Source organism: Bradyrhizobium sp. 23AC (assembly GCF_054863025.1).
This window is the reverse complement of record NZ_JAVAYN010000008.1, coordinates 161,647-184,047: the sequence shown is the minus strand read 5'-3', so window position 1 is coordinate 184,047 and position 22,401 is coordinate 161,647. Positions and strand designations below refer to the sequence as shown.

Genomic DNA, 22,401 nt, shown 5'->3' with positions numbered 1-22,401 from the left:
AACTCAGAACTCGACGCCGGCCTGTGCCTTGATGCCGGAGCGGAAGGGATGTTTCACTAGCGTCATCTCGGTGACGAGATCGGCGATCTCGATCAACTCGTCCTTGGCGTTGCGGCCGGTGAGCACGACATGCGTCATCGGTGGCTTCGAGGTGGTCAGAAACTCGACGACCTCGGCGATGTCGAGATAGTCGTAGCGCAGCGCGATGTTGATCTCGTCGAGCACGACCATGCGCAAGCTCTCATCGAGAATCAGCTCCTTGGCCTTCTCCCAGCCGGCGCGCGCGGCGGCGATGTCGCGGGCGCGGTCCTGCGTCTCCCAGGTAAAACCTTCACCCATGGCGTGGAACTGGCAGAGGTCGCCGAAATGGCCGGTGAGCAGGCGTCGCTCGCCGGTATCCCAGGCGCCCTTGATGAACTGCACGACCGCGCAGGGAAAGCCGTGCGCGACGCAGCGGACGATCATGCCGAAGGCCGAGGAGGACTTGCCCTTGCCGGCCCCGGTGTGGACGATGATGAGGCCCTTTTCGCCGCTCTTGGTCGCCATGATCTTGTCGCGGGCGGCCTTCTTCTTCGCCATTTTCGTGGCGTGGCGAGCATCGGTTTCCTCGGCCGTTTTTGTATCCGGTTCAGGCGTCATCGGTCCCGGTCCTTCGGCTTGACAAGTGGCGGCCACCGGCAAATGGTGGCCCGGCGTTGGTTCCTGTCCTATGACAGGCGAAGAGGGAATGCGATAGGGTCCGAATCGGCAAGATTTGGGTCCAAAATGCAGCCGCCCCCGCGACCGTGACCGGAGAGATGTCCGAAGCCACTGATTCCCGCGGGAATCGGGAAGGCGGGGATCGAAGGGGAAAACCCTGCTCCGCAAGCCGGGAGACCTGCCAGCGCGGACGAGTTTTGGACCGGCGGACGGGGTGTTCCGCGACGGGGAAAACGGGCCTCCAAAAGTGCGGTCCGTGTGCCTCATCGCCTCCCGCTGTTATCTGGAAGAGGCGATGACCGTCACACTTCACGTCTGCATCACCTGCCGTGCCGGCGAGACGCCCGGCGAGGGCGAGGCGACGCCCGGCAAGCGCCTGCATGGGGCGATCCTCGAGGCCGGCGTGCCCGAGGGCGTCAATGTGGTTCCTGTCGAATGCCTATCGGCCTGCAATCAGGGCTGCTCGGTCGCGCTCAGCGCGCCTGGCCGCTGGTCCTATGTCTATGGCCGCCTGTCGGATGCGAATGCGCAGGATGTGGTCGCGGGCGCCGCGGCCTATGCGGCCGCGCCTGACGGCCTCGTGCCCTGGCGCAGCCGGCCGGAAATATTCCGCAAGCAGTCGCTTGCCCGCATTCCCCCTATTGCCGTCGTGCCGGAGGCCGCTGAATGAACTCGCTCGCAAAAGTCCCGGTTACGGTGGTCACCGGTTTTCTCGGCTCCGGCAAGACGACGCTGATCCAGCATCTGCTCAGCAATGCCGGCGGCAAGAAGCTCGCGGTACTCGTCAACGAGTTCGGTAGTGAGGGCGTCGACGGCGAGATCCTGAAATCCTGCGCCGATGCCAATTGTCCGGAGGAGAACATCGTCGAGCTCGCCAACGGCTGCATCTGCTGCACCGTTGCCGACGATTTCATTCCGACCATGGAAAAACTGCTGGCGCGGCCCGTGCGGCCCGATCACATCCTGATCGAGACCTCGGGCCTGGCGCTGCCCAAGCCGCTGCTGAAGGCATTCGACTGGCCGGAGATCCGTTCGCGCATCACCGTCGACGGCGTGATCGCGCTCGCGGATGCCGAGGCTGTCGCCGCTGGCCGCTTTGCGCCGGATCCTGACGCCGTCGAAGCGCAGCGCGCCGCGGACGAGAATTTGGACCACGAGACGCCGCTGTCGGAAGTGTTCGAGGACCAGATCGCCTGCGCCGACATCGTGCTGCTGACCAAGGCCGACCTCGCTGGGGCGGCGGGACTTGAAGCGGCCAAGGCTGCCATCACCGCCGAGATGCCGCGCCGTGTGCCGATGCTCCCCGTGACCGACGGTGCGATCGATGCGCGCGTCATCCTCGGTCTCGGCGCTGCCGCCGAGAACGATCTCGCCGCGCGTCCCTCGCATCATGACGGCGAGGAAGAGCACGAGCACGATGATTTCGCCTCGGTCGTGGTCGACCTTCCTGAAGTCGCCGACGTCGATGCGCTGGTCGCATCCGTCCAGAAGCTGGCACGCGAGCAGAACGTGCTGCGCGCAAAAGGCTATATCGCGGTTGCGGGCAAGCCGATGCGCCTCTTGCTGCAGGCGGTCGGCGAGCGCGTGCGCCACCAGTTCGACAAGCCCTGGGGTGCTGGCAACAGGCGGTCGAAGCTCGTCGTGATCGGCGAGCACGGCGATATCGACGAGGCCGCCATCAAGGCAGGACTAGGTATCTGATGCACGTCGTCTTCCGCGAGAGCCGCGGTCTGGAGGAGACCGCGACGCCAAGGGATATCGGCCAGGACCCGGCCGATCTCGTGGTGCTCTCGTATTCGGATTCGGATCTCGCGGCGTTCGCAGCCGGCTGGCGGCGTGGTCGCGAGAGCCTGCCGACGCTGCGGCTCGCGAATCTTGCTGAGCTGCGTCATCCGCTGTCGGTCGACACCTATATCGAGCGCACGCTGTCGCAGGCGCGTGGCATTCTGGTGCGGTTGATCGGCGGTGAGTCCTATTGGTCCTATGGACTTGCGGCCCTGCAACAGCTCGCCAGGGATCGCAATATCGTGCTGGCCGTGCTGCCGGCCGATGGCCGTGACGACACGCGGCTCGATGCATACTCGACCTTGCCTGTCTCGACGCTGCGCCGGCTCAAGGTGCTCTGCGACACCGGCGGCCCGGTCGCGGCGCAGGCCGCGATTGCACAGCTCGCGCTGGCCTCGGGACTTTATGCCGGGCCAGTCATCGGCGAGACGACCGTGCCCGAGATGGGGTTTTACGAACCCGCGCGCGGCGTCATTGCTCCACCGGTGCACGGCGAGGGCAGGCCGCGCGCTCTGGTAACGTTCTATCGTTCATATCTTACCGCTGCGGACACGGGCCCGGTCGATGCTCTGATCGCAGCGCTGCGCGAGCGCGGCTTTGACGCCTGCGGCGTGTTCGTGACCTCGCTGAAGGCTGCGGGCGTCGCGGATTGGTTGCGGGCGCAGCTTGCGCAAAACCCTCCGGCGGCGATCATCAACGCGACGGCGTTCTCAGCGGCGGGCGACGACGGCATGACGCCGTTCGATGCCGCATCGTGCCCGGTGTTCCAAGTCGCGCTCTCCACCGCCCGGCGCGAGGACTGGACGGAGTCGCTGCGCGGCCTGTCGCCCGGCGATCTCGCGATGCATGTGGTGCTGCCCGAGGTCGATGGCCGTCTGTTCGCGGGCGTGGTGAGCTTCAAGTCGGCCGCCGAGCGCGATCCCGATCTGCAATTCGCGCATCTGGCGCATCGCGCCGATGAGAAGCGCGTGACGGCCGTCGCCGCGCGCGTCGCGGGCTGGCGGCGGCTCGCTGAGACGCCGGCCGGTGAGAAGCGGCTGGCGCTCGTGCTCTCGAACTATCCGGGCCGGCCGCATCAGATCGCGCATGCGGTCGGTCTCGACGCGCTGGCCTCGGTCGAGGCGTTGGTGTCCGATCTCGCTGAGGCCGGCCTCGATGTTGTTCCGGTCCATGCGCTCGGCGAGGCGCTGCTCAAGCAGAATCTCACTTGGAGGGTCGCAGACTACCGCGCGGCGCTTTCGCGCCTGCCGCAAGCCTTGCAGGATGATCTCGCGCAAGCCTGGGGCGCGCCGGAGGATGATCCGAGCTGCCGGGACGGCGCGTTTCAATTCGCAGCCGTCGCTTGCGGCAAGTCGATCATCGCGGTTCAGCCGGAACGCGGCGATGCGGCCACGCGCGATACTGATTATCACGATCTCGCCCGCACGCCGCGCCACGCCTATGTCGCGTTCTATCTCTGGCTACGGCAGCAGGCCTGCGATGCCGTCGTGCATATGGGCGCGCATGGCACGCTGGAATGGCTGCCCGGCAAATCCGTGGCGCTGTCGTCCGCGTGCTGGCCGGAAGCTCTGATCGGCGGTCTCCCTGTCATCTATCCTTTCATCGTCAACGATCCCGGCGAGGCCGCGCAGGCCAAGCGGCGCTTAGGGGCCGTCACCATCGGCCATCTGCCGCCGCCGCTCGCCGCATCCGCGGTGCCGGAAGGCTTGCGCCGGCTCGAACAGCTCCTCGACGAATATTCGACTGCCGATGGTCTCGATCCCGCGCGCCGCCAGCGATTGATCGCAGCGATCCGCGACGAGGCGCGCGTGGCGGGCCTCGAAGACGATCTCGGTTTGGATGCTTCGGCCGCGCCCGCCGAGGCCATTCCGCGGATCGATCGCTTCGTCTGCGATCTCAAGGAAAGTCAATTCGGCGACGGCCTGCATGTGTTCGGCCGCGGGGCCTGCGGCGATGCGGAGCGCGACGCGTTGCGTTCGGCACTTGCCGGCCAGCGCGTTGCGCCGGGACCGTCGGGCTCGCCCTATCGCGGCCGTCAGGACGTGCTCCCAACCGGCCGCAATCTCTTTGCCGTCGATCCGCGCGCGGTGCCGACGCCGTCGGCACATGCGCAGGGCATCAAGCTTGCGGAAGAGCTGCTGCGCCGCCACCTGCAGGATCATGGCGACTGGCCGAAGGGGCTCGTGGTCGATCTCTGGGGCTCGGCGACGATGCGCACCGCGGGCGAGGAATTTTCGATGGCGCTGCATCTGGCCGGCCTTGCGCCGCGCTGGGACCACGCCTCCGGCCGCGTCACCGGCTACGACGTCATCGCGCCGGCCGAGCTCGGCCGGCCCCGCATCGACGTCACGTTGCGGGTGTCGGGCCTGTTCCGTGACGTCTTCGCAGGCCTTGCGCAATTGTTCGAGGCCGGCTCCGAAGCGCTTGCGGCGCGCGAGGACGAGGGCGACGAGAATCCCTACCGCCACCGCGCCTCCCGCGTGTTCGCGCCGCGCCCCGGACAATACGGCGTAGGCCTATCCGCGATCCCCGACGCCTTCACGCCGGAGACGCGCGAGGCCGCCGGCGAAGCCTGGTTGTCGGCATCGTCCTGGGCGTTCTCGGCCGACGGCGAGCTGCAGCCGAATCGCGCCGGCATCGAGCAGCGCCTCGCTGCGGCCGATGCCTTCGTCCACCTCCAGGACTTGCCGGAAACCGATCTGCTGCTCGCCGCCGATTATGCCGCGCATGAAGCCGGTGTTGCGGCGGCTGCGGCGCATCTCGGCGCGGCAGGGCCTTCGCTCTATCACCTCGATACGACGCGTCCCGAGCAGCCCCACGCGCGCACGCTGATCGAGGAGATCTCACGCGTCGTCCGTGCGCGCGCCGCCAATCCGGCCTGGATCGCCGGCATGATGCGTCACGGTTTTCGCGGCGCCGCCGAGATCACGGCGACGCTGGAGCACATGGCCGCTTTCGCTCATCTCGCCGGTGCCGTGCCGCCACATCTGTTCGACCTCTACTACGATGCGACGCTCGGCAATGACGACGTCCGCGCTTTCATGGCGCGTGAAAATCAGTCCGCGCTCGCCGCGATGGAAACCTGTTTCGCGCGCCTGCACGATGCGGCGCTTTGGCAAACGCGCCGCAATTCGATCGCGGCGGCGCTGCGGGAGGCCTCATGAGCGCGGCCACGGTCAAGGGCTGGTGTCCCGGCGCGCTGCGCCCGATGCTCTCGGGCGACGGGCTCGTGGTGCGCGTGCGTCCGTTCGGTGGGCGGCTGGAAGCACCGCAAATCACAGGACTTGCCGAGCTCGCCGGGCAACACGGCAATGGTCTGATCGACGTGACGAGCCGCGCCAATCTGCAGATCAGGGGCGTCAGTGAAGAAGGCCATCGGCCGTTGATCGACGGCCTTGCGGGATTGGCGCTGCTCGATCCGGATCCGGCGACGGAAGCCCGTCGCAACATCCTCGTCACGCCGTTCTGGCGCGCTGGCGACGCGACTCAATCGCTCGCCGCCGAGCTTGAAGAAGCGCTTGAGGATAATTCGCTCGCGCTTCCAACGAAATTCGGCTTCGCCATCGATGACGGGACCTCGCGCGTGCTCGCCGGCGATTCCGCAGACATACGCATCGAGCGCGATCGTACAGGCCGTCTCCTGGTGCGGGCCGATGGCGCAAAGCTCGGCCGCTCCGTCGCACGTGGAGAGGCCGTGAGCACGGCGCTCGCGCTCGCAAGCTGGTTCCTGGTCTCCGGCGGCGCGACGGGCGGGCGAGGGCGCATGGCGGCGCACATTGCGTCCGGCGCGGCATTGCCTCAATCGCTGCGCGGCGAGACCGAACCCGCGCCCGTGATGGCCGCGTCGCGGCCAGGGCACTATCCGCAAGGCGCGATGGTCGGCGTCGCGTTCGGGCAGATGCTGCATACGACGCTGCATCAGTTCGCCGGTTGCGGACATGCGCTGCGCATGACGCCCTGGCGGATGGTGCTGAGCGAGGGCAAGCGCGAGATGCCGAGCGCGCCGGGCCTGATCACCGAGCCCTTTGATCCCGCGCTGCGCGTCATCGCCTGCAGCGGCGCACCGCGCTGCCGCGAAGCCCATGCCGATACGCGCGCGCTCGCAGCAGCGCTTGCCCCGCGCATCGCCGCCGATACGCGGCTCCACGTCTCCGGCTGCGGCAAGGGCTGTGCCCATTCCGGCACGGCCGCGGTCACGCTGGTGGCGACCCGTGCCGGATTCGATCTCGTCCGTGACGGCTCGATCCGCGACGAGCCGGTGCTGCGCGGCCTGAACGGCGCCGACATCGTCAGCGATCCCTCCATTCTAGTGGGAGGGAACTGATGCCGCACACTTACGAGACCGATGGCGCTGCGATCTACCGGCAGTCCTTTGCGACCATCCGCGCCGAGGCCGATCTTGCCCGCTTCACGCCGGACGAAGAACAGGTCGTGGTGCGGATGATCCATGCCGCCGGCATGGTCGGCCTGGAGGCGCATATCCGCTTCACTCAGGGCATGGCGACCGCTGCGCGCGCCGCCCTGCAGAGAGGCGCGCCGATCCTGTGCGATGCGCGCATGGTCTCGGAAGGGATTACGCGCGCGAGGTTGCCGGCAGCCAATACCGTCATCTGCACGCTCGGCGACGAGGCCGTTCCAGCGCTGGCGCAATCCATGCGCAACACCCGCTCGGCCGCGGCGCTGGAGTTGTGGCGGCCGCATCTCGATGGCGCGGTCGTTGCGATCGGCAATGCGCCGACCGCGCTGTTTCATCTGCTCAACATGCTGGAGGACGGCGATTGCCCGCGGCCCGCGGCGATCATCGGCTGTCCCGTCGGTTTCGTCGGCGCTGCCGAGTCCAAGGCCGCGCTGGTGGCTGATCCGCCTGTGCCGGCGCTGACGGTCGAGGGCCGCCTCGGCGGCTCCGCGATCACGGTTGCCGCGGTGAACGCGCTGGCGAGCCGGAGCGAATAGCGATGGGACACATCATCTGCTGCGGTCTCGGCCCCGGCGATCCTGATCTGATGAGCGTGCGCGCCGATCGCACCGTGCGCGGCGCTAGCCACGTCGCCTATTTCCGCAAGAAGGGCCGGCCAGGCCAGGCGCGTCGCATCGTCGAGGGCATGCTGGCGGCCGACGTCACCGAATATCCCATGGAATATCCCGTTACGACGGAGATCGCCTTCGACAGCGCCGAGTACGTGCAGCTGCTGGCCGGCTTCTACGACGAGTGGGCGGAGCGTCTGGCGCGGCTTTCGCGCGCGGTCGACGTCGTCGTACTTTGCGAGGGCGATCCCTACTTCTACGGCTCCTTCATGCATCTGCACGCGCGCCTGCAAGGTCGGGTCGAGATCGAGGTGATCGCCGGCATTCCCGGCATGGTCGGCTGCTGGAATGGTGTCGGACAGCCGATCGCGCTCGGCGATGACGTGACGACCGTGCTGATGGGGACGCTGGCCGAAGACGAGCTCGAGCGGCGTATGCGTGATTCCGATGCGCTCGTCGTCATGAAGACCGGCCGCAATCTCGCAAAGGTGCGCCGCGCGCTCAGCTCAGCCGGCCGGCTAGATGATGCCTGGCTGGTGGAGCGCGGCACCATGGCGGGCGAGCGCGTGGTGCGGCTCGCCGAGGTCGATGGCGCGGACTGTCCCTATTTCGCGATCGTGCTGGTGCACGGCAAGGGCAGGCACCTGGACGCCGCCGAATGACGGGCACGCTGACCATCGCGGGCCTGGGGCCGGGCAGCGATGCTCTGGTGACGCCCGAGGTCACGGCTGCGCTGGCCGCCGCAACCGATATTCTGGGCTATGCGCCCTATGTCGCGCGCGTGCCGCCGCGTGCTGGGCTTAAGCTGCATCCCTCGGATAACCGCGAGGAGCTGCAGCGCGCGAGCGAAGCTCTGCGGCTCGCCGCAGAAGGCGGACAGGTCGTCGTCGTCTCCTCGGGCGATCCCGGCGTCTTCGCGATGGCCTCTGCCGTGTTCGAGGCGCTCGAACAGGCGCCGCAATGGCGGGATCTTTCGATTCGCGTGCTGCCTGGCATCACCGCGATGCTGGCAGCGGCCGCACGCGTGGGCGCGCCGCTCGGCCATGATTTCTGCGCGATCAATCTCTCCGACAATCTCAAGCCGTGGGCAGTCATCGAGAAGCGGCTGCGGCTCGCCGCCGAAGCCGATTTTTCCATTGCGATGTACAATCCGCGCTCGGCAAGCCGGCCGGAAGGATTCGGCCGCGCACTCGCGGTGTTGAAAGAGGGCGGCTGCGGCGAGCGCCTCGTGATTTTTGCACGCGCGATCAGCACAGCTGACGAGAGGATCGAAACTGTCACGCTGCACGAAGCTCGGCCCGAGATGGCCGACATGCGGACGCTGGTGATCGTCGGCAATTCGCAGACGCGCCGCGTCGGCCGCTGGGTCTATGCGCCGAGGCGGGTAGAATGACCGAGCCACTGCATGATCTCGGCCACGCTCTCGACCCGCAGCCGCTCGGGCAGCTTCGGCCGCGAGATCATGAGCACGGGCAGGCCGAGCAAGCGAGCCGCGTCGATCTTGGCGCGCGCGCCATCGCCGCCGGAATTGCGGGCGACGATCCAGCCGATGCCGCGTTTGCGCATCATCTCGATCTCGCTATCGAACGTGAACGGTCCACGCGACACGATCACGTCAGCCGGGAAGGGCAGCGGCGCCTCGGGCGGATCGACGAACCGCAGCGTGTAGGCATGCGGCTTCATCGCAAATGGCGCGATGTGTTGGCGGCCGATGGCGAGGAACACGTTTGCGGGCGCCTCGGGCAGCGCGGCCGCCGCGGCGCTGACATCTGCGACTTCAATCCAGTTGTCGCTGGACATCCTGGCCCAGGGCGCGCGCTCCAACGCGATCAGGGGCGTATTGGTTGCCGCGCACGCCTCGACCGCATTGCGGCTCATCTCCGCGGCGAAAGGATGCGTCGCGTCGATCACATGCGTAATGCCCTCGCTGCGAACGTAGTCGGCAAGCCCGCTCACGCCGCCGAAGCCGCCGATGCGGGTCGGCAGCGGCTGGTCGGCGGGCGCGCGGGTGCGACCGCCATAGGAATAGATGGCCTCGATGCCTGCGCGCGCGATCGCCGCGGCAAGCTGGCTCGCATCGGCCGTTCCGCCCAGAATGAGGGCGCGCGTCATGGCTGATTCCTTGGCTGATCCCTGGCTGACCATCATCGGTATCGGCGAAGATGGCCTTGCCGGGCTGTCCGAAGCAAGCCGAAAGGCGCTCAATGAGGCCGAAACCGTCTTCGGTGGTGAACGGCATCTCGCGCTTGCCGGCGTCGGCAGCCGCGGCCGTCCCTGGCCGGTGCCGTTCGACGCCGACGTCGTTCTGGGCAGCCGCGGCCGGCCGACGGCGGTGCTCGCCTCCGGTGATCCGTTCTGGCATGGCGCCGGTGCAGCTCTCGCCGAGAGGCTGCAAGCCGGCGAGTGGATCGCGCGTTCGGCACCGTCGACCTTCTCGCTTGCGGCCGCGCGGCTGGGCTGGCGGCTCGAATTCGCCGTCTGCCTCGGGCTTCACGCCGCACCGTTCGAACGTCTCGTTCCGCATCTGGCGCGAGGGGCGCGCATTATCTGCCTCGTGCGCGATGGGAAAGCGGCAAGCGATCTTGCAACATGGTTGAGCGAGCGCGGATGGGGCGCCTCGGCCTTCTGGACGCTCGCCGCACTCGGTGGGCCGCGCGAAAGCATCCAAGAATATCGCGCCGACGGTTTCGCCGGTGATCCCGCTGGAAACCTGGTCGCAGTCGCCGTTGAGGCGAAGGGCACGCAGGGCATCCCCCGCAGCTCGGGAATTTCGGACGATCTGTTCGTCCATGACGGCCAGATCACCAAGCGGCCGGTGCGCGCGCTGGCGCTCTCGGCGCTGGCGCCGCGTCCCGGCGAGCGGCTGTGGGATATCGGCGCCGGTTCGGGGTCGATCTCGGTCGAGTGGGCGCTCTGCGGCGGGACGGCGACAGCAATCGAGCCGTGCGAGGATCGCGCCGCAAACATCGGCCGCAATGCAACGGCGTTTGGGCTTTCGCACCGGATCACCGTCGTCACAGGGAGGGCGCCTGAAGCTGTTGCTGCACTCGAAGCACCGGATGCGGTCTTCATCGGCGGCGGTCTCGACATCGCAATGTTCGATGCGATCTGGTCGCGGCTTGCGCCAGGCACGCGGCTGGTTGCACATTCGGTCACATTGGAGACGGAAGCGTTGCTCGGCGATCTGCACCAGCGCCACGGCGGTGAGCTGATGCGGGTGGAGATCGCGCATGCTGGCCCGCTCGGCCGTTACCGGTCCTGGGAGGCGTCGCGGCCGGTGGTGCAGTGGAGTACGGTCCGATGAAGGTGGCCGGGTTTGGGTTCAGGAGAGATGTCACTCTCGCTTCGCTGCGCGAAGCGCTGCTGGCGGCGGGTGATCCCGAAGGCCTCACGGCGATGGCAACTGTCAGCGACAAGGCCGACGCGGAGCCGCTGCAGCAGCTCGCGCGCGAGTGCGGTGTGCCAATCAAGGCTGTTCCGGCCGACATGTTGGCCAGGATCGCCACGCCGACCCGGTCCAATCTTGTGGCGGAGAAGTTCGGCACTGGATCGGTCGCCGAAGCCGCGGCACTCGCTGCGGCCGGGCCGCGCGCACGGCTGATCGCGACACGCGTTGTCTCGCAGGATCGCACCGCGACCGCCGCGATCGCGGAAGGAGACGGCGCATGACGGTGCATTTCATTGGGGCAGGGCCGGGCGCGCCTGATCTGCTGACATTGCGTGGCCGCGACCTGATCGCGGCCTGTCCGGTCTGCCTCTATGCGGGCTCACTGGTCCCCGAAGGCGTGCTCGCGCATTGCCCGCCCAACGCGCGTATCGTCAACACGGCGCCGCTGTCGCTCGACGAGATCATCGCGGAGATCGCCGCCGCGCATACAGAAGGCAAGGATGTCGCGCGGCTGCATTCCGGTGATCTCTCGATCTGGTCCGCGATGGGTGAGCAGCTGCGCCGCCTGCGCTCGCTCGGCATTCCCTACACGGTTACACCTGGCGTTCCCTCCTTCTCGGCTGCGGCGGCAGCGCTCGAGGTCGAGCTCACGCTGCCAGGGCTTGCCCAGACAGTGGTGCTGACGCGCACGCCGGGCCGAGCCAGCGCCATGCCTGAAGGCGAGAAGCTTGCGGCATTCGCTGCCACCGGCGCTGTGCTCGCGATCCACCTGTCGATCCATCTGCTCGACAAACTCATCGCCGAGCTATCGCCACATTATGGCGCGGATTGTCCGGTCGCGATCGTCTGGCGCGCGAGCTGGCCCGATCAGCGCATCATCCGCGCTACGCTAGCAACGCTCGATTCTGCTATTGCTGGCGAGATGGAACGCACTGCGCTGATCCTGGTCGGCAGGACGCTGGGCGCTGCGGATTTCGACGAGAGCCGTCTCTATGCCGCCGACTACGACCGCCGCTACCGCCCCGTCGGTGTCGAGCCGCGCTTTCCGGAGGTCTCGTGATGGCGGCAGGGCTCGTCATCTCCGCACCGGCTTCCGGCGTCGGCAAGACCACGGTGACGCTGGCGCTCGCGCGCGCCTGGCGCAATCGCGGATTGAACGTGCAGTGCTTCAAGAGCGGTCCCGATTACATCGATCCCGCCTTCCACGCCGCCGCCACGGGACGCGCTTCCGTCAACGTCGATAGCTGGGCGATGAACCGCGGGGCGATCTCGCATCTCGTCAGTCGCGGTGCGGACGCCGATATCGTGCTCGCCGAGGGCTCGATGGGCCTGTTCGACGGTGTCGCCGCGCCCGGTGTCTCCGGCACCGGTGCCACCGCCGACATTGCGGAGATGCTGGGCTGGCCGGTGCTGTTGGTGATTGATCCCTCCGGCCAGGCGCAGACCGCGGCGGCGATCGCCGCGGGACTTCGCGATTATCGCCCCGGCGTGCGGCTTGCCGGCGTCGTGCTCAACCGCGTCGCCAGCCCGCGCCATGAAGACCTCGTGCGGCGTGCGCTCGACGATTCCGGCATTGCCGTGTTCGGCGCGCTGCCGCGTCATGCCGGGATCAGCCTGCCGAAGCGACATCTCGGCCTGGTGCAGGCCGAAGAGCAGGCCGAGATCGGCAAGCTGATCGACGAGGCCGCGCGCTTCGTTGCCGAGCATGTCGATCTCGATGCGGTGCTGGGATCGGCTGCCAGCTGGTCGCCGCAACCTGCCGCGAATGGGCTGAACGTGACACCGCCGGGGCAGCGCATTGCGCTGGCCCGCGATGCGGCGTTCTCCTTCATCTATCCGCATATGCTGGAAGCCTGGCGCGCGGCGGGCGCGGAGATCTCGACATTCTCGCCGCTCTCCGATGAGGCGCCCGACGCGAGCGCCGATGTGTGCTGGCTGCCCGGCGGCTACCCCGAGCTCCATGCCGGCAAGATCGCGGCCAATGCGCGTTTTCGCAGCGGCCTGCGCGCGTTCGCCGAAACGCGGCCGGTGCACGGCGAATGCGGGGGCTATATGGTGCTGGGAACCGCTCTGACCGACGCGGACGGTGTCCGCCACGAGATGACAGGCCTGCTTGGCCTGGAGACGAGCTTTGCCAAGCGTCGCATGCATCTCGGTTATCGTCTGGCCGAACTCGCCGCGCCGATGCCGGGACATCGCTCCGGCGCGCGCTTGCGCGGCCATGAGTTCCACTATTCGACCATTCTTGCCCAGCCTGATACGCCGCTGGCAGTCGTGCATGATGCGACCGGCGCAGTCATCGCCGAGACCGGCTCGCAGCGCGGCCACGCCACCGGCACCTTCTTTCATCTGATCGCGGAGGACCGGTGAGCGGATTCGTCTCCTTCATCTCCGCCGGGCCCGGCGACCCCGAGCTTCTCACGCTCAAGGGCGCAGCGCGGCTGCGCGAAGCCGACGTCGTGCTCTATGACGATCTTGCCTCCGGCGCGATCCTCGATCTCGCCCGGGCCGGCGCCAATCTCGTCGCGGTGGGAAAACGGGCAGGGCGTCCCTCGACCAAGCAGCACCACGTCAACCGTCTGTTGGTCGACTATGCCGCAACTGGCGCGCGCGTGGTGCGGCTCAAGTCGGGCGACGCCGGCATTTTCGGCCGGCTCGAGGAGGAGCTGGAGACGCTGCGTGAGGCCGGTATCGGCTACGAGATCGTTCCCGGCGTGACATCGGCCTGCGTTGCCGCGGCGCAGGCCGGCATTCCCCTGACCCGGCGCCATACCTCGCGCCGGGTGCAGTTCGTCACCGGCGCCGATGTCACCGGCGAGCTGCCGCCCAACCTGAACTGGGGGGCACTGGCCGACCCGGAAGCGACGACCGTGGTCTATATGGGCCGGCGCACCTTCCCGGCGCTTGTCGCAAAGTTGATCGCGCACGGGCTCGCTGCGGATACCCCCGCGCTGTTCGCCGAATCCCTCGGACGCCCCGACGAACGGCTGGTCCGCACCACCATCGCCGAACTTGCCGAGCAGCTTGCGCGCGGCGGCGCCGCCTCGACGGCCGCCGTGATCCTGTTTGGGGCGCTGGCGGGGGATTATCCGTCATGACGGCCTTGGCCGCCGTTCGCCCCTTGACGCAGGCTCAGCGAAAGGGGCACACAAGAGAAGCATGGTGCTCGACGCGGCGCAAAGCGCCGGAGCATAATCGGGAATGGGGGTGGGCGGACCCAGTTGCGGCGCCCAAAACCCCAGCCGCCCCCGCGACTGTAAGCGGTGAGGGACTCCGATCAGCCACTGGGCCGCAAGGTCCGGGAAGGCCGGAAATCCCGGGGAACCGCGAGCCAGGAGACCGGCCCTGCACGTTTTGAGGCCAAGGCCGTCGGGTGTGACGGCAGGAAGGAATTGAGCCATGCATATCGAACCCGGCATAGTGACGGGCGCCAAGCTCGTGTTGAGTTACGCAACCGGCATCGCCGCAGGCGGCGTTGCGCTGAAGCTCGCGGTGGAGACCGTGCGTGAGCAGGGCATCACGTCGTTCGCGGCGCGGACGCTCGCCACCACAGTCCTCGTCTTCACCTTCTTCGAGATCCTGCCGCACTTCCCGGTCGGCGTCTCCGAGGTGCACTTCATTCTCGGCTCGACACTGTTCCTGCTGTTCGGTGCGGCGCCCGCGGCCTTCGGCCTCGCATTCGGCCTGCTGCTCCAGGGCGTGTTCTTCGAGCCCGCTGACATCCCGCAATACGGCATGAACGTCACCACACTGCTGGTGCCGCTGTTCGCGATCCAGGCGATCGCTTCACGGATCATCTCGCGCAACACCGCCTATGTTGATTTGAAGTATCGGCAGGCGCTGGCGCTTTCGACGACCTATCAGGCCGGTGTGATCGCCTGGGTGGCGTTCTGGGCGCTCTATGGTTCCGGTTTTGCCATGACCAATCTCGCCAGCATCGCGACGTTCGCGGCGTCCTATGCGCTGGTCATCGTGATCGAGCCGCTCGCCGATCTCGCGGTGCTGGCGCTGGCGAAGTCGCTGCGCGGCGTCACCGCGCCAGGCCTCGTCACCCCGCGCCTGCATAACGCGGCCTGAGAGACAAGCGAACGGGCGGCCTGCAGGGCCGCCCGTCGCGTTCGCGATGCTCACGCTCTCTTTGATAGGCATCGGTTGCGGTGATCCCGACCAGCTCACGCGCGCCGCTGTTCGAGCGATCAACGCCGCCGATCTCGTCCTGATTCCGCGCAAGGGGACGGCGAAGTCCGATCTCGCCGATCTCAGGCGGACGATCTGCGCGGATGTGCTGACCAGCGACAAGACAGCCATCGCTGAGTTCGACCTTCCCGTGCGCGACGTCGCTGAAGCTGACTACCGCAAGGGCGTGGACGATTGGCACGACGCGGTTGCCGCGACCTGGTCGCAGACGATCGCAAAGCATCTCGAAGGTGAGGGCAGGGTTGCGCTGCTGATCTGGGGCGATCCCTCGCTCTATGATTCCTCGTTGCGCATTGCGCGGCGGCTCAATCCCTTGCCTGACATCGAGGTCGTACCCGGCATCACGTCGATCCAGACGCTGTGCGCGGCGCATGCGCTGCCGCTCAACGACATCGGCGAGCCCTTTCTGGTCACGACCGGGCGGCGCTTGCGCGAAGGCGGCTGGCCGCAAGGTGTCGACACCGTGGTGGTGATGCTCGACGGCGGCACGGCGTTCCAGTCGCTCGATCCGGAAGGCTTGCAGATCTGGTGGGGCGCCTATCTCGGCATGCCCGACCAGATCGTCATGTCCGGCGTGCTCGCCGAGGTCGGCCCGCGCATCGTGGCGTTGCGTCAGGAGGTGCGCGAGCGGCATGGCTGGATCATGGACAGCTACATTCTCAAGCGCAGGCCGTAAGCGAGGCAGTATGCTCCCCGAATGGGTCACCCAAAATTGCCCCGATGTCTCCGTAGTGCATCGCGAGGCGGCCATCGCGCGGCAGGCGCAATTGACAAAGCCGACCGGTGCACTCGGCCGGCTGGAGCAGCTCGCAATCGAGCTTGCGGGCCTGCAGGCGACCGAGCAGCCGCGTGCCGCACGGGTGCCGATCATCGTCTTCGCCGGCGACCACGGCATCGTCGCGCAGGGCGTCTCGGCCTATCCGCAAGAAGTGACCATCGCGATGATGGCGAATTTCGCCGCTGGCGGCGCCGCGATCTCGGTGTTGGCGCGCGAGCTTGGCTCGAGCCTGGACGTCGTCGACGCCGGAACGCTGGCAACAGAGGCAATGGCGGGTGTCATCACCGACAAGCCGCGCCTTGGCACGCTCGATTTCAGCGTGGACGCCGCGCTGACGCCTGCGGAGCTGGCGTTCGCCTTCGAGGCTGGCCAGAGCGCGGTTTCACGTGCCGAGGCGGGCAAGCCGGATCTGCTGATCTTCGGCGAGATGGGGATCGGCAACACCACCACGTCGGCGGCGATCGCGGCGAGCCTGCTCGGCATCAGCGCCGAAGAGATCGCGGGCAGCGGCACCGGCGTCGATGCGGCCGGCCGTGCGCACAAGGCCCGTGTCATCGATGCTGCGATCGCGCGTCACGGCGTTGGCGGCGCTTCGCCGGAAAAAATCCTATGCGCCGTTGGCGGCCTGGAGATCGCGGCGATCTCAGGTGCGATCATCGCGGCCGCGCAGCGCCGCATCCCTGTATTGATCGATGGCTTCATCGTATCGGTGGCAGCGCTCGCAGCAGTGCGGCTTAATCCGTCGTGCCAGCCGTTCCTGCTGCCGTCGCATCAATCGGCGGAGCAGGGGCATCGGCTGGTGTTGCGCGCGCTGAACGTGCAGCCGTTGATCAGCCTCGATCTCAGGCTCGGCGAGGGATCGGGTGCCGCCATCGCACTGCCGCTGGTGCGGCTCGCCTGCAGCCTTCACAACGGCATGGCGACGTTTGCGCAGGCCAATGTGCCTGACAGACCTAACTGATCCGCTGATTGACGGAGACGACGCGCCAGCCGCTCGCAAGGCGATCGATCCGGGTCAGCGACAGCGGATCGACCACGAAGCGCAAGGCGGCCTGCGGCGTCAGATCCAGCGCGATGCAGAGCGCGGCGCGGATGGTGCCGGAATGCACGACGAGCGTGGCCGATCCGGCTGCGATCCGCGACAGGCCGAGCCGCACGCGCACGACCTGATCCGCAAAGCTTTCGCCGCCCGGCGGCCGTCCGGCAGCCGGATCGCTCCAGAACCGCGCATAGGCGTCGCCGCCGCTCTCGGCGAGTTTGTCGTGCCGGTGGCCGGTCCAGTCGCCGAAATCCTGCTCGCGGAATTCGCTGACGGGCTCCGGCTCGAGCCCCAATGCGCGCGCCGTCTCGATCGTGCGCCGCGACGGGCTGGCATAGCTGGCGGCATCCCGCGGCAGGCGCCGCCGCAGAGCGTCCAATTGCACGCGATCGCCGAGGTCGGCCGGCGCGTCGGCGGCGTGGATGGTGCCCGTCACACCCGCGACGGGCGCGTGCCGTATCAACCAGAGGAAGGTCTCGCCTTCCATGCTCATCTCCAAGGAAGTTGCTCGCTGTGGCCATAACGCCGCAACTGGCACATTGACTCTGTTGTTATGGTAATCCTAGATGCTTGCGACGGTTTCCCCGAGAGGGGATGAAAAGGGAATACGGTGCGGGGACATTGTCCCCAACGCCGTGGCTGCCCCCGCAACTGTGAGCGGATAATCCTTCGTCAGAAGCCACTGGGTCCTCGGTCCCGGGAAGGCGACGAAGCGGTGATGACCCGCGAGCCAGGAGACCTGCCGTCAGCCGTGGTCACACGCGAAGATGTCGGTCGGGGAGTACAGACATTCGGCTTCATCGGACGGCTGAAGGGCCAAAAGGTGAGACCTCGTTCGCTGTGACGTGCCACTGACGTCATACCGAGGTCCGAAAAACCGTGTCTTCCATCCGTATCGTACGACCGCGAAAATTCCTGCTCGCCTCCGCCGCGCTCACATCCTTTGCCGCTCTCGATCTGCCCGCTGCGCTGGCGCAGCAGGCCCGTGAACCCCTGCCGCCCGTCGAAGTATCGCCGGCGCTATCCCGCAAGCAGGCCAAGCCTGCCGGCCGGGAGGCGCAGAGCACGCGCCGCGCAGCAGCGCGCAGGCCGGCGGCCGCAGCAGCGATGCCGAAGCCCGTCGTGCCGGCTGCGGCACCTCCGACGCCGCTCAACAGCAATGCCGTCGCCGAAAGCGCATCGCGGCTCGGCCTGACGGTGCGCGAGACGCCCGCGACCGTTGAGGTGATCTCCGCCGAGACCATGCGCGAGCAGGGCTATCGCACCGTGTCCGACGTGGCGCAGGGGGCGGTCGGTGTTACCTCCGGCGATAATCCGGCCGAGCCTTCCGCCTTCTCGATGCGCGGCTTCACCAACAGCCAGATCAACACGCTCTACAACGGCATCAAGATCGGTCCGCAGAACATGACCTCGCGGATCATGGACACCGCCAATCTGGAGGCCGTGGAATTCCTGAAGGGCCCGGCATCGCTGATCTCGGGCGAGGGCGCCGCCGGCGGCGCGATCAATTTTGTGACCAAGCAGCCGCACACGGGACCGATCCGGAACGAAGCTGATTTCTCCTGGGATTCGCTGAACTCGTTACGCGCGCATTACGGTTCGGGCGGCAGCACCAATGTGCAGGGCCTCGACTATCGCTTCGACATCAGCCGTTCGGCGCTCAACGGCTTTGCCGACGACACCAATACCAAGATGCTCGACGTGTCGGGCCAGCTCAACTATCGCATCTCCGACAGTCTCAAGATCTGGGGCGCGATCGAGTATCGCGAAGACCGCTCCAAGGCCTATTGGGGCGCGCCGCTGGTGCCGATCGCGTTCAGCGGCTCGCATGCGACGTCGGGGATCGTCTCAGGCAATTACTTCAACAGGACTGATCTTGGGGCTGTCACGATCGACGACCGCACCTTCAACACCAACTACAACGTCCTCGACAACCGCAATGTCGCGCAGGAGGTGTGGCTGCGCGGCGGTTTCGAGCTGAAGCTGGCGCCGGACCTGACCTTGAAGAGTCAGGCCTATGGTTACGGCGCCGAGCGCACCTGGTTCAACAACGAGATCGAGGCGTTCGATTCCACTAACAACCAGGTGTATCGCGAGCGCTTCTATGTCGCGCACAGCCAGCGCCTCGTCGGCAACATCACCGACCTGATCTGGGACGCGAATATCGCGGGCTTCGACAATCGCTTGGTCACGACGCTGTCGTCGAGCTATCTTGATTTCGTCAGGCCGGGCGCGGCAAACTTCCCGAACGATTATGTCTCGCTGGTCGATCCCAACCGCGGCTTCTACGGTCTGCTCACGACCAAGCAGCAGACCGCGCGTATCGACAACGAGGCGCTGTCGTTCGAGGACAGGCTGAAGCTGACGCGGACCTTCGCGCTGATCGGCGGCCTGCGCGTCGAGCACATCGGGCTCGATCGCAACTCGACGGATACCGCCGGCCTGGTGAACGCGGGCTTCCCGTTCACGAAAGACTGGGCGCCGGTGACGGGCCGCATCGGCTACACCTGGGAGGCCGTGCCCGGCCTGACTTTCTTCAGCCAGTACGCCACCGGCGCCGACGTCTCCGCGAACACCAGCTTCCTGTTGTTGCCGACCCAGCCGCTCGACCTCACGACCTCGCGGACCTACGAGACCGGCGTCAAGCATCTGTTCTGGGACAACAGGGCGGAGTGGTCGTTCTCGGCCTACGACATCGTGCGCAAAAACGTCTATGCCGCGGCCGGCGGCATGGCGCTCAACATTGCCGGACGCCAGGAGTCGAAGGGCGTCGAGCTCGCCGCCTCGGTCCGTCCGATCGATCCGCTGCGTCTGTGGGGCAACATCGCCTATGTCGACGCCCGCTATGCCGACTACAATTTCGCCGGCGGCTCGTTCTCCGGCAATACGCCGCCGAACGTGCCGCGCATCGTGGCGAATGCCGGCGCGTCGTACCGGTTCTTCACGCCCTGGCCGGTAGAGCTCGGCATCACCGGCCGCCATGTCGGCGACCGCTACAACACCGATGCCAATGTCGTGACGATGAAAGCGTATACCGTCGCCGACGTCTACGCCTTCGTCGACATCCCGAAGACGGTGTTCAGCGCGGTCGATCAGGCACGCCTGACCTTCCGCGTCCGCAACATCACTGATAAGCGCTATGCGATCTGGGGCGATCCGTTCTATCCCGACCAGATCCTCTTGGGCGCGCCGCGGACCTACGAGCTTTCGGCCGCGTTCAAATGGTAGGGCGCTGAACGGATGATGGGCGCGATCGTCCTGGTGCACCGCTGGCTCGGGATCGCGTTCTGCCTGCTGTTCGCGATGTGGTTCGCGACGGGGATCGTAATGCACTTCGTTCCGTTTCCGTCGCTGACGGAAGCGGAACGGTTTGCCGGTCTCGCGCCGGTGGATCGCGAAGCGGCGAGGATCCCGCTTGCGGAGGCGGTCGCTGCGAGCGGGGTCGCGGGCGCCGTGCGCGTCCGGCTGATCCAGCGGAGCGATGCAGCGGTCTACATCGTGTCGGGATCATCGCGCGTGCGCGCGGTCCGCGCCTCCGACGGAGGGGATGCGTCGGTCGCAACTGCCGATGCCGCGCTTGCCATCGCGCGGGAGCACGCGCGCAATCGCGGGCTCGATGCCGCGCGGGTCGCGGTCGTTGCGTTCTCGGACCATGATCAGTGGAGCGTGCCGAACGGCTTCGATCGCCACCGGCCGCTGTTTCGCGTGGCCCTCGGCGATGCTGCCGGGACGGAAATCTACGTCTCCTCGGCCACCGGCGAGATCGTCCTGGACACGAGGCGGCGCGAGCGGGGCTGGAATTGGGCCGGCAGTGTGCTGCACTGGATTTATCCTACGGTCCTGAGAAGCAACTGGTCGCTGTGGGATCGCGTCGTCTGGACGCTGTCATTGCTGGCCTTGCTCGCGGCGATGCTTGGTGCGGTGCTCGGGATCGCGCGGGTGAAGCTGCGAGGGCCCCGGATGTCCACACCCTATCGTGGCTGGCACGCGTTGCATCACCTCATTGGCCTCGCGGCAACAATGTTCGTGCTGACATGGAGTCTCAGCGGCTGGCTCTCCATGGATCACGGCCGGCTGTTCTCGCGCGGACAATTGACCGCGGCCGAGTCCGGCGTGATGAAGGCATTGCCTGATTGGGCGGCGGCCTCATGGCTCGATCGGCAGCCGATATCGCCCTCGGCCCGGGAGATCGAATGGTTTGCCTTTAATGGCATTGTCTACCGGCGCGACCGGGTGAGCCTCGACCATCAGGTCTTGATCAAGGCAGGGGACGCGCTCCGCGATGAACCGACGGGATTTCTGGAGGTTCATGAGATCCAGAATCTGGTGGCGCGCCTCGCCGCCGGCTGCGGCGCGCCGTCCGTTCTTGCTGGCAACGACGACTACCCCGCGCAATCGGCTGTCCCGGGTGCGCCCGCCTACCGCTCGCGCTGCGGCGACCTCTGGTTCGATATCGACGGTGCCGATGGCAGTGTGCTGCAAAGGCTGGATACCTCGCGGCGGGCCTATCGCTGGTTCTACAGCGCGCTCCACACGCTCGATTTTCCGGTCCTGCTGGCGCATCCACGTCTGCGCGATGTCCTGATCGTCGGACTCTGTGCGTTGGGACTGGCGTTCTCCGTCACCGGGATCGCGATTGGCTGGCGGCGTCTGCGGTCCTGACCGAAACCGCGTGTCTTGTCCAACGGCCGTCGGTTACATCGGCTCCTCTCTAATCCAGACCGGTCTTGCCCGGTGCCCAATAAGCTTTTGCCCTGATCCGCGATGAGGCGACGCCGGCGGCCTTCAAGGCGCGGCCGATGCGCTGGATCGAGGATGCCTTGCCGGTCAGGACGAACTGTGCGCCGTTTGCGGCAAGGCGGAGCAACTCGGATTCGGCGGTTGCAAGATGGGTATCATCGGCGCTGCATGCGATTAATCTGGCCTGGCCGAGGCCGATGGAATCCAGCACCAGTCTCGACTCCGCGACATCGGTGGCTTCGAACACATGCAGCGCGCCGCCAGCCTGCAGGCTGTCACGCAACGCCGCCGCAAGGCCGAACGAGGTTTCATCGCCGAACAGAACGATGGGCGCTCCGAGGTCGGCAAGGTCGAACGAGCGGCGTGGACCAAAGAACTGGCAGGTGTCACCTTCGCGCAAACCGCCGGCCCAGCGGCTGCCGGGGCCTTCGCCATGTGCAAAGGCTAGGAGCCGCGTTCTGCCCTTGCCGGCGTCCCACGACATCGGCGTAAAGGTGCGCGCGCTCAGGCCCGAGCCCATCGCGACCTGGATCTTGTCGCCGGCCGTCCAGGCAACGTTCCCGAGCGCTTCGCCTTCGAGCTCGACGAGCCGGAAGCGCGGCGAGAGCGTCCTGACGCCGGCGACGCGCGCCGGGCGCATCAGCCATCGCAGCAACATCCGCGTGAGCCGTCCCTGCGGTGCCCGCGATGGCTCGGACGTCTGTGGCTCGTGAGCGGCCTCGTTCAAGTTTGGCTCCATCACAGGTTTCA

The 22,401-nt window shown here is 67.1% G+C and carries 21 protein-coding genes and 3 riboswitches; of the genes, 17 read left to right on the top strand and 4 right to left on the bottom strand.

Annotation, left to right across the window (positions count from 1 at the left end):
* Window positions 1–3: 3 nt before the first annotated feature.
* Window positions 4–639 carry a cob(I)yrinic acid a,c-diamide adenosyltransferase gene (cobO, locus tag RAD10_RS20975; RefSeq protein WP_028142439.1) on the bottom strand — a complete coding sequence of 212 codons (636 nt, stop codon included), beginning with the start codon at window positions 637–639 and terminating at the stop codon, window positions 4–6.
* A 40-nt stretch (window positions 640–679) separates the two neighbouring features.
* Window positions 680–899, top strand: a riboswitch (cobalamin riboswitch).
* Window positions 900–994: 95 nt separating this feature from the next.
* Between cobO and RAD10_RS20970 the strand changes: the two genes are divergently transcribed.
* From RAD10_RS20970 to cobJ, 7 genes are read left to right on the top strand one after another with little or no spacing between them, the layout of a single operon-like run.
* Window positions 995–1,369, top strand: a complete 375-nt coding sequence (locus tag RAD10_RS20970; protein ID WP_461619072.1) for a DUF1636 family protein — start codon at window positions 995–997, stop codon at window positions 1,367–1,369.
* Window positions 1,366–2,400 carry a cobalamin biosynthesis protein CobW gene (cobW, locus tag RAD10_RS20965; RefSeq protein WP_461619071.1) on the top strand — a complete coding sequence of 345 codons (1,035 nt, stop codon included), beginning with the start codon at window positions 1,366–1,368 and terminating at the stop codon, window positions 2,398–2,400. The genes RAD10_RS20970 and cobW overlap by 4 nt, the downstream gene beginning before the upstream one ends.
* Complete coding sequence (gene cobN / locus RAD10_RS20960; protein ID WP_461619070.1) at window positions 2,400–5,648, top strand: cobaltochelatase subunit CobN; 3,249 nt, start codon at window positions 2,400–2,402, stop codon at window positions 5,646–5,648. Before cobW ends, cobN begins: the two co-directional genes overlap by 1 nt.
* A complete protein-coding gene (gene cobG, locus RAD10_RS20955; protein ID WP_461619069.1) occupies window positions 5,645–6,808 on the top strand; it encodes a precorrin-3B synthase in 1,164 nt (387 codons plus the stop codon). Before cobN ends, cobG begins: the two co-directional genes overlap by 4 nt.
* Window positions 6,808–7,437: a precorrin-8X methylmutase gene (locus RAD10_RS20950; protein ID WP_461619068.1), complete on the top strand. Its 630-nt coding sequence runs from the start codon at window positions 6,808–6,810 to the stop codon at window positions 7,435–7,437. Before cobG ends, RAD10_RS20950 begins: the two co-directional genes overlap by 1 nt.
* Window positions 7,438–7,439: 2 nt before the next feature.
* Window positions 7,440–8,171, top strand: coding sequence for a precorrin-2 C(20)-methyltransferase (locus RAD10_RS20945; protein ID WP_461619067.1), 732 nt, complete (start codon window positions 7,440–7,442; stop codon window positions 8,169–8,171).
* Complete coding sequence (cobJ, locus tag RAD10_RS20940; protein ID WP_461619066.1) at window positions 8,168–8,902, top strand: precorrin-3B C(17)-methyltransferase; 735 nt, start codon at window positions 8,168–8,170, stop codon at window positions 8,900–8,902. The genes RAD10_RS20945 and cobJ overlap by 4 nt, the downstream gene beginning before the upstream one ends.
* On the opposite strand, the gene RAD10_RS20935 is transcribed toward cobJ, so the two are convergent.
* Window positions 8,878–9,621 carry a cobalt-precorrin-6A reductase gene (locus tag RAD10_RS20935; protein WP_461619065.1) on the bottom strand — a complete coding sequence of 248 codons (744 nt, stop codon included), beginning with the start codon at window positions 9,619–9,621 and terminating at the stop codon, window positions 8,878–8,880. The genes cobJ and RAD10_RS20935 overlap by 25 nt on opposite strands.
* A gap of 10 nt (window positions 9,622–9,631) precedes the next feature.
* Between RAD10_RS20935 and cbiE the strand changes: the two genes are divergently transcribed.
* From cbiE to cobT, 8 genes are all read left to right on the top strand, one after another.
* A complete protein-coding gene (cbiE, locus tag RAD10_RS20930; RefSeq protein ID WP_461619188.1) occupies window positions 9,632–10,813 on the top strand; it encodes a precorrin-6y C5,15-methyltransferase (decarboxylating) subunit CbiE in 1,182 nt (393 codons plus the stop codon).
* Complete coding sequence (locus tag RAD10_RS20925) at window positions 10,810–11,178, top strand: cobalamin biosynthesis protein (protein WP_461619064.1); 369 nt, start codon at window positions 10,810–10,812, stop codon at window positions 11,176–11,178. The genes cbiE and RAD10_RS20925 overlap by 4 nt, the downstream gene beginning before the upstream one ends.
* A complete protein-coding gene (gene cobM, locus RAD10_RS20920; protein ID WP_461619063.1) occupies window positions 11,175–11,957 on the top strand; it encodes a precorrin-4 C(11)-methyltransferase in 783 nt (260 codons plus the stop codon). The genes RAD10_RS20925 and cobM overlap by 4 nt, the downstream gene beginning before the upstream one ends.
* Window positions 11,957–13,267: a cobyrinate a,c-diamide synthase gene (locus tag RAD10_RS20915; RefSeq protein WP_461619062.1), complete on the top strand. Its 1,311-nt coding sequence runs from the start codon at window positions 11,957–11,959 to the stop codon at window positions 13,265–13,267. Before cobM ends, RAD10_RS20915 begins: the two co-directional genes overlap by 1 nt.
* On the top strand, window positions 13,264–13,995 hold the full coding sequence (cobA, locus tag RAD10_RS20910) for a uroporphyrinogen-III C-methyltransferase (protein WP_461619061.1): 732 nt from the start codon (window positions 13,264–13,266) through the stop codon (window positions 13,993–13,995). The genes RAD10_RS20915 and cobA overlap by 4 nt, the downstream gene beginning before the upstream one ends.
* A gap of 45 nt (window positions 13,996–14,040) precedes the next feature.
* Window positions 14,041–14,259, top strand: a riboswitch (cobalamin riboswitch).
* A 37-nt stretch (window positions 14,260–14,296) separates the two neighbouring features.
* Complete coding sequence (locus RAD10_RS20905) at window positions 14,297–14,974, top strand: energy-coupling factor ABC transporter permease (protein ID WP_461619060.1); 678 nt, start codon at window positions 14,297–14,299, stop codon at window positions 14,972–14,974.
* A gap of 46 nt (window positions 14,975–15,020) precedes the next feature.
* Window positions 15,021–15,770: a precorrin-6A synthase (deacetylating) gene (cobF, locus tag RAD10_RS20900; RefSeq protein WP_461619059.1), complete on the top strand. Its 750-nt coding sequence runs from the start codon at window positions 15,021–15,023 to the stop codon at window positions 15,768–15,770.
* 10 nt (window positions 15,771–15,780) lie between these two features.
* The gene (gene cobT, locus RAD10_RS20895) at window positions 15,781–16,833 is read left to right on the top strand and encodes a nicotinate-nucleotide--dimethylbenzimidazole phosphoribosyltransferase (protein ID WP_461619058.1); all 1,053 of its coding nucleotides are present in this window, start codon (window positions 15,781–15,783) and stop codon (window positions 16,831–16,833) included.
* Here the strand turns inward: cobT and RAD10_RS20890 are convergent.
* Window positions 16,826–17,398, bottom strand: coding sequence for a histidine phosphatase family protein (locus RAD10_RS20890; RefSeq protein ID WP_461619057.1), 573 nt, complete (start codon window positions 17,396–17,398; stop codon window positions 16,826–16,828). The genes cobT and RAD10_RS20890 overlap by 8 nt on opposite strands.
* Before the next feature lie 72 nt (window positions 17,399–17,470).
* A riboswitch (cobalamin riboswitch) is annotated at window positions 17,471–17,672 on the top strand.
* A 118-nt stretch (window positions 17,673–17,790) separates the two neighbouring features.
* Here RAD10_RS20890 and RAD10_RS20885 point away from each other — a divergent pair.
* Together RAD10_RS20885 and RAD10_RS20880 are read left to right on the top strand one after the other, a co-directional pair.
* Window positions 17,791–20,139 (top strand): TonB-dependent receptor, encoded by a 2,349-nt coding sequence (locus RAD10_RS20885; RefSeq protein WP_461619056.1) that lies wholly within the window; start codon window positions 17,791–17,793, stop codon window positions 20,137–20,139.
* A 12-nt stretch (window positions 20,140–20,151) separates the two neighbouring features.
* Window positions 20,152–21,573, top strand: coding sequence for a PepSY domain-containing protein (locus RAD10_RS20880; protein WP_461619055.1), 1,422 nt, complete (start codon window positions 20,152–20,154; stop codon window positions 21,571–21,573).
* A 49-nt stretch (window positions 21,574–21,622) separates the two neighbouring features.
* Here RAD10_RS20880 and RAD10_RS20875 read toward each other — a convergent pair whose 3' ends face one another.
* Window positions 21,623–22,378: a siderophore-interacting protein gene (locus RAD10_RS20875; protein ID WP_461619054.1), complete on the bottom strand. Its 756-nt coding sequence runs from the start codon at window positions 22,376–22,378 to the stop codon at window positions 21,623–21,625.
* Between the last annotated feature and the right edge of the window lie 23 nt (window positions 22,379–22,401).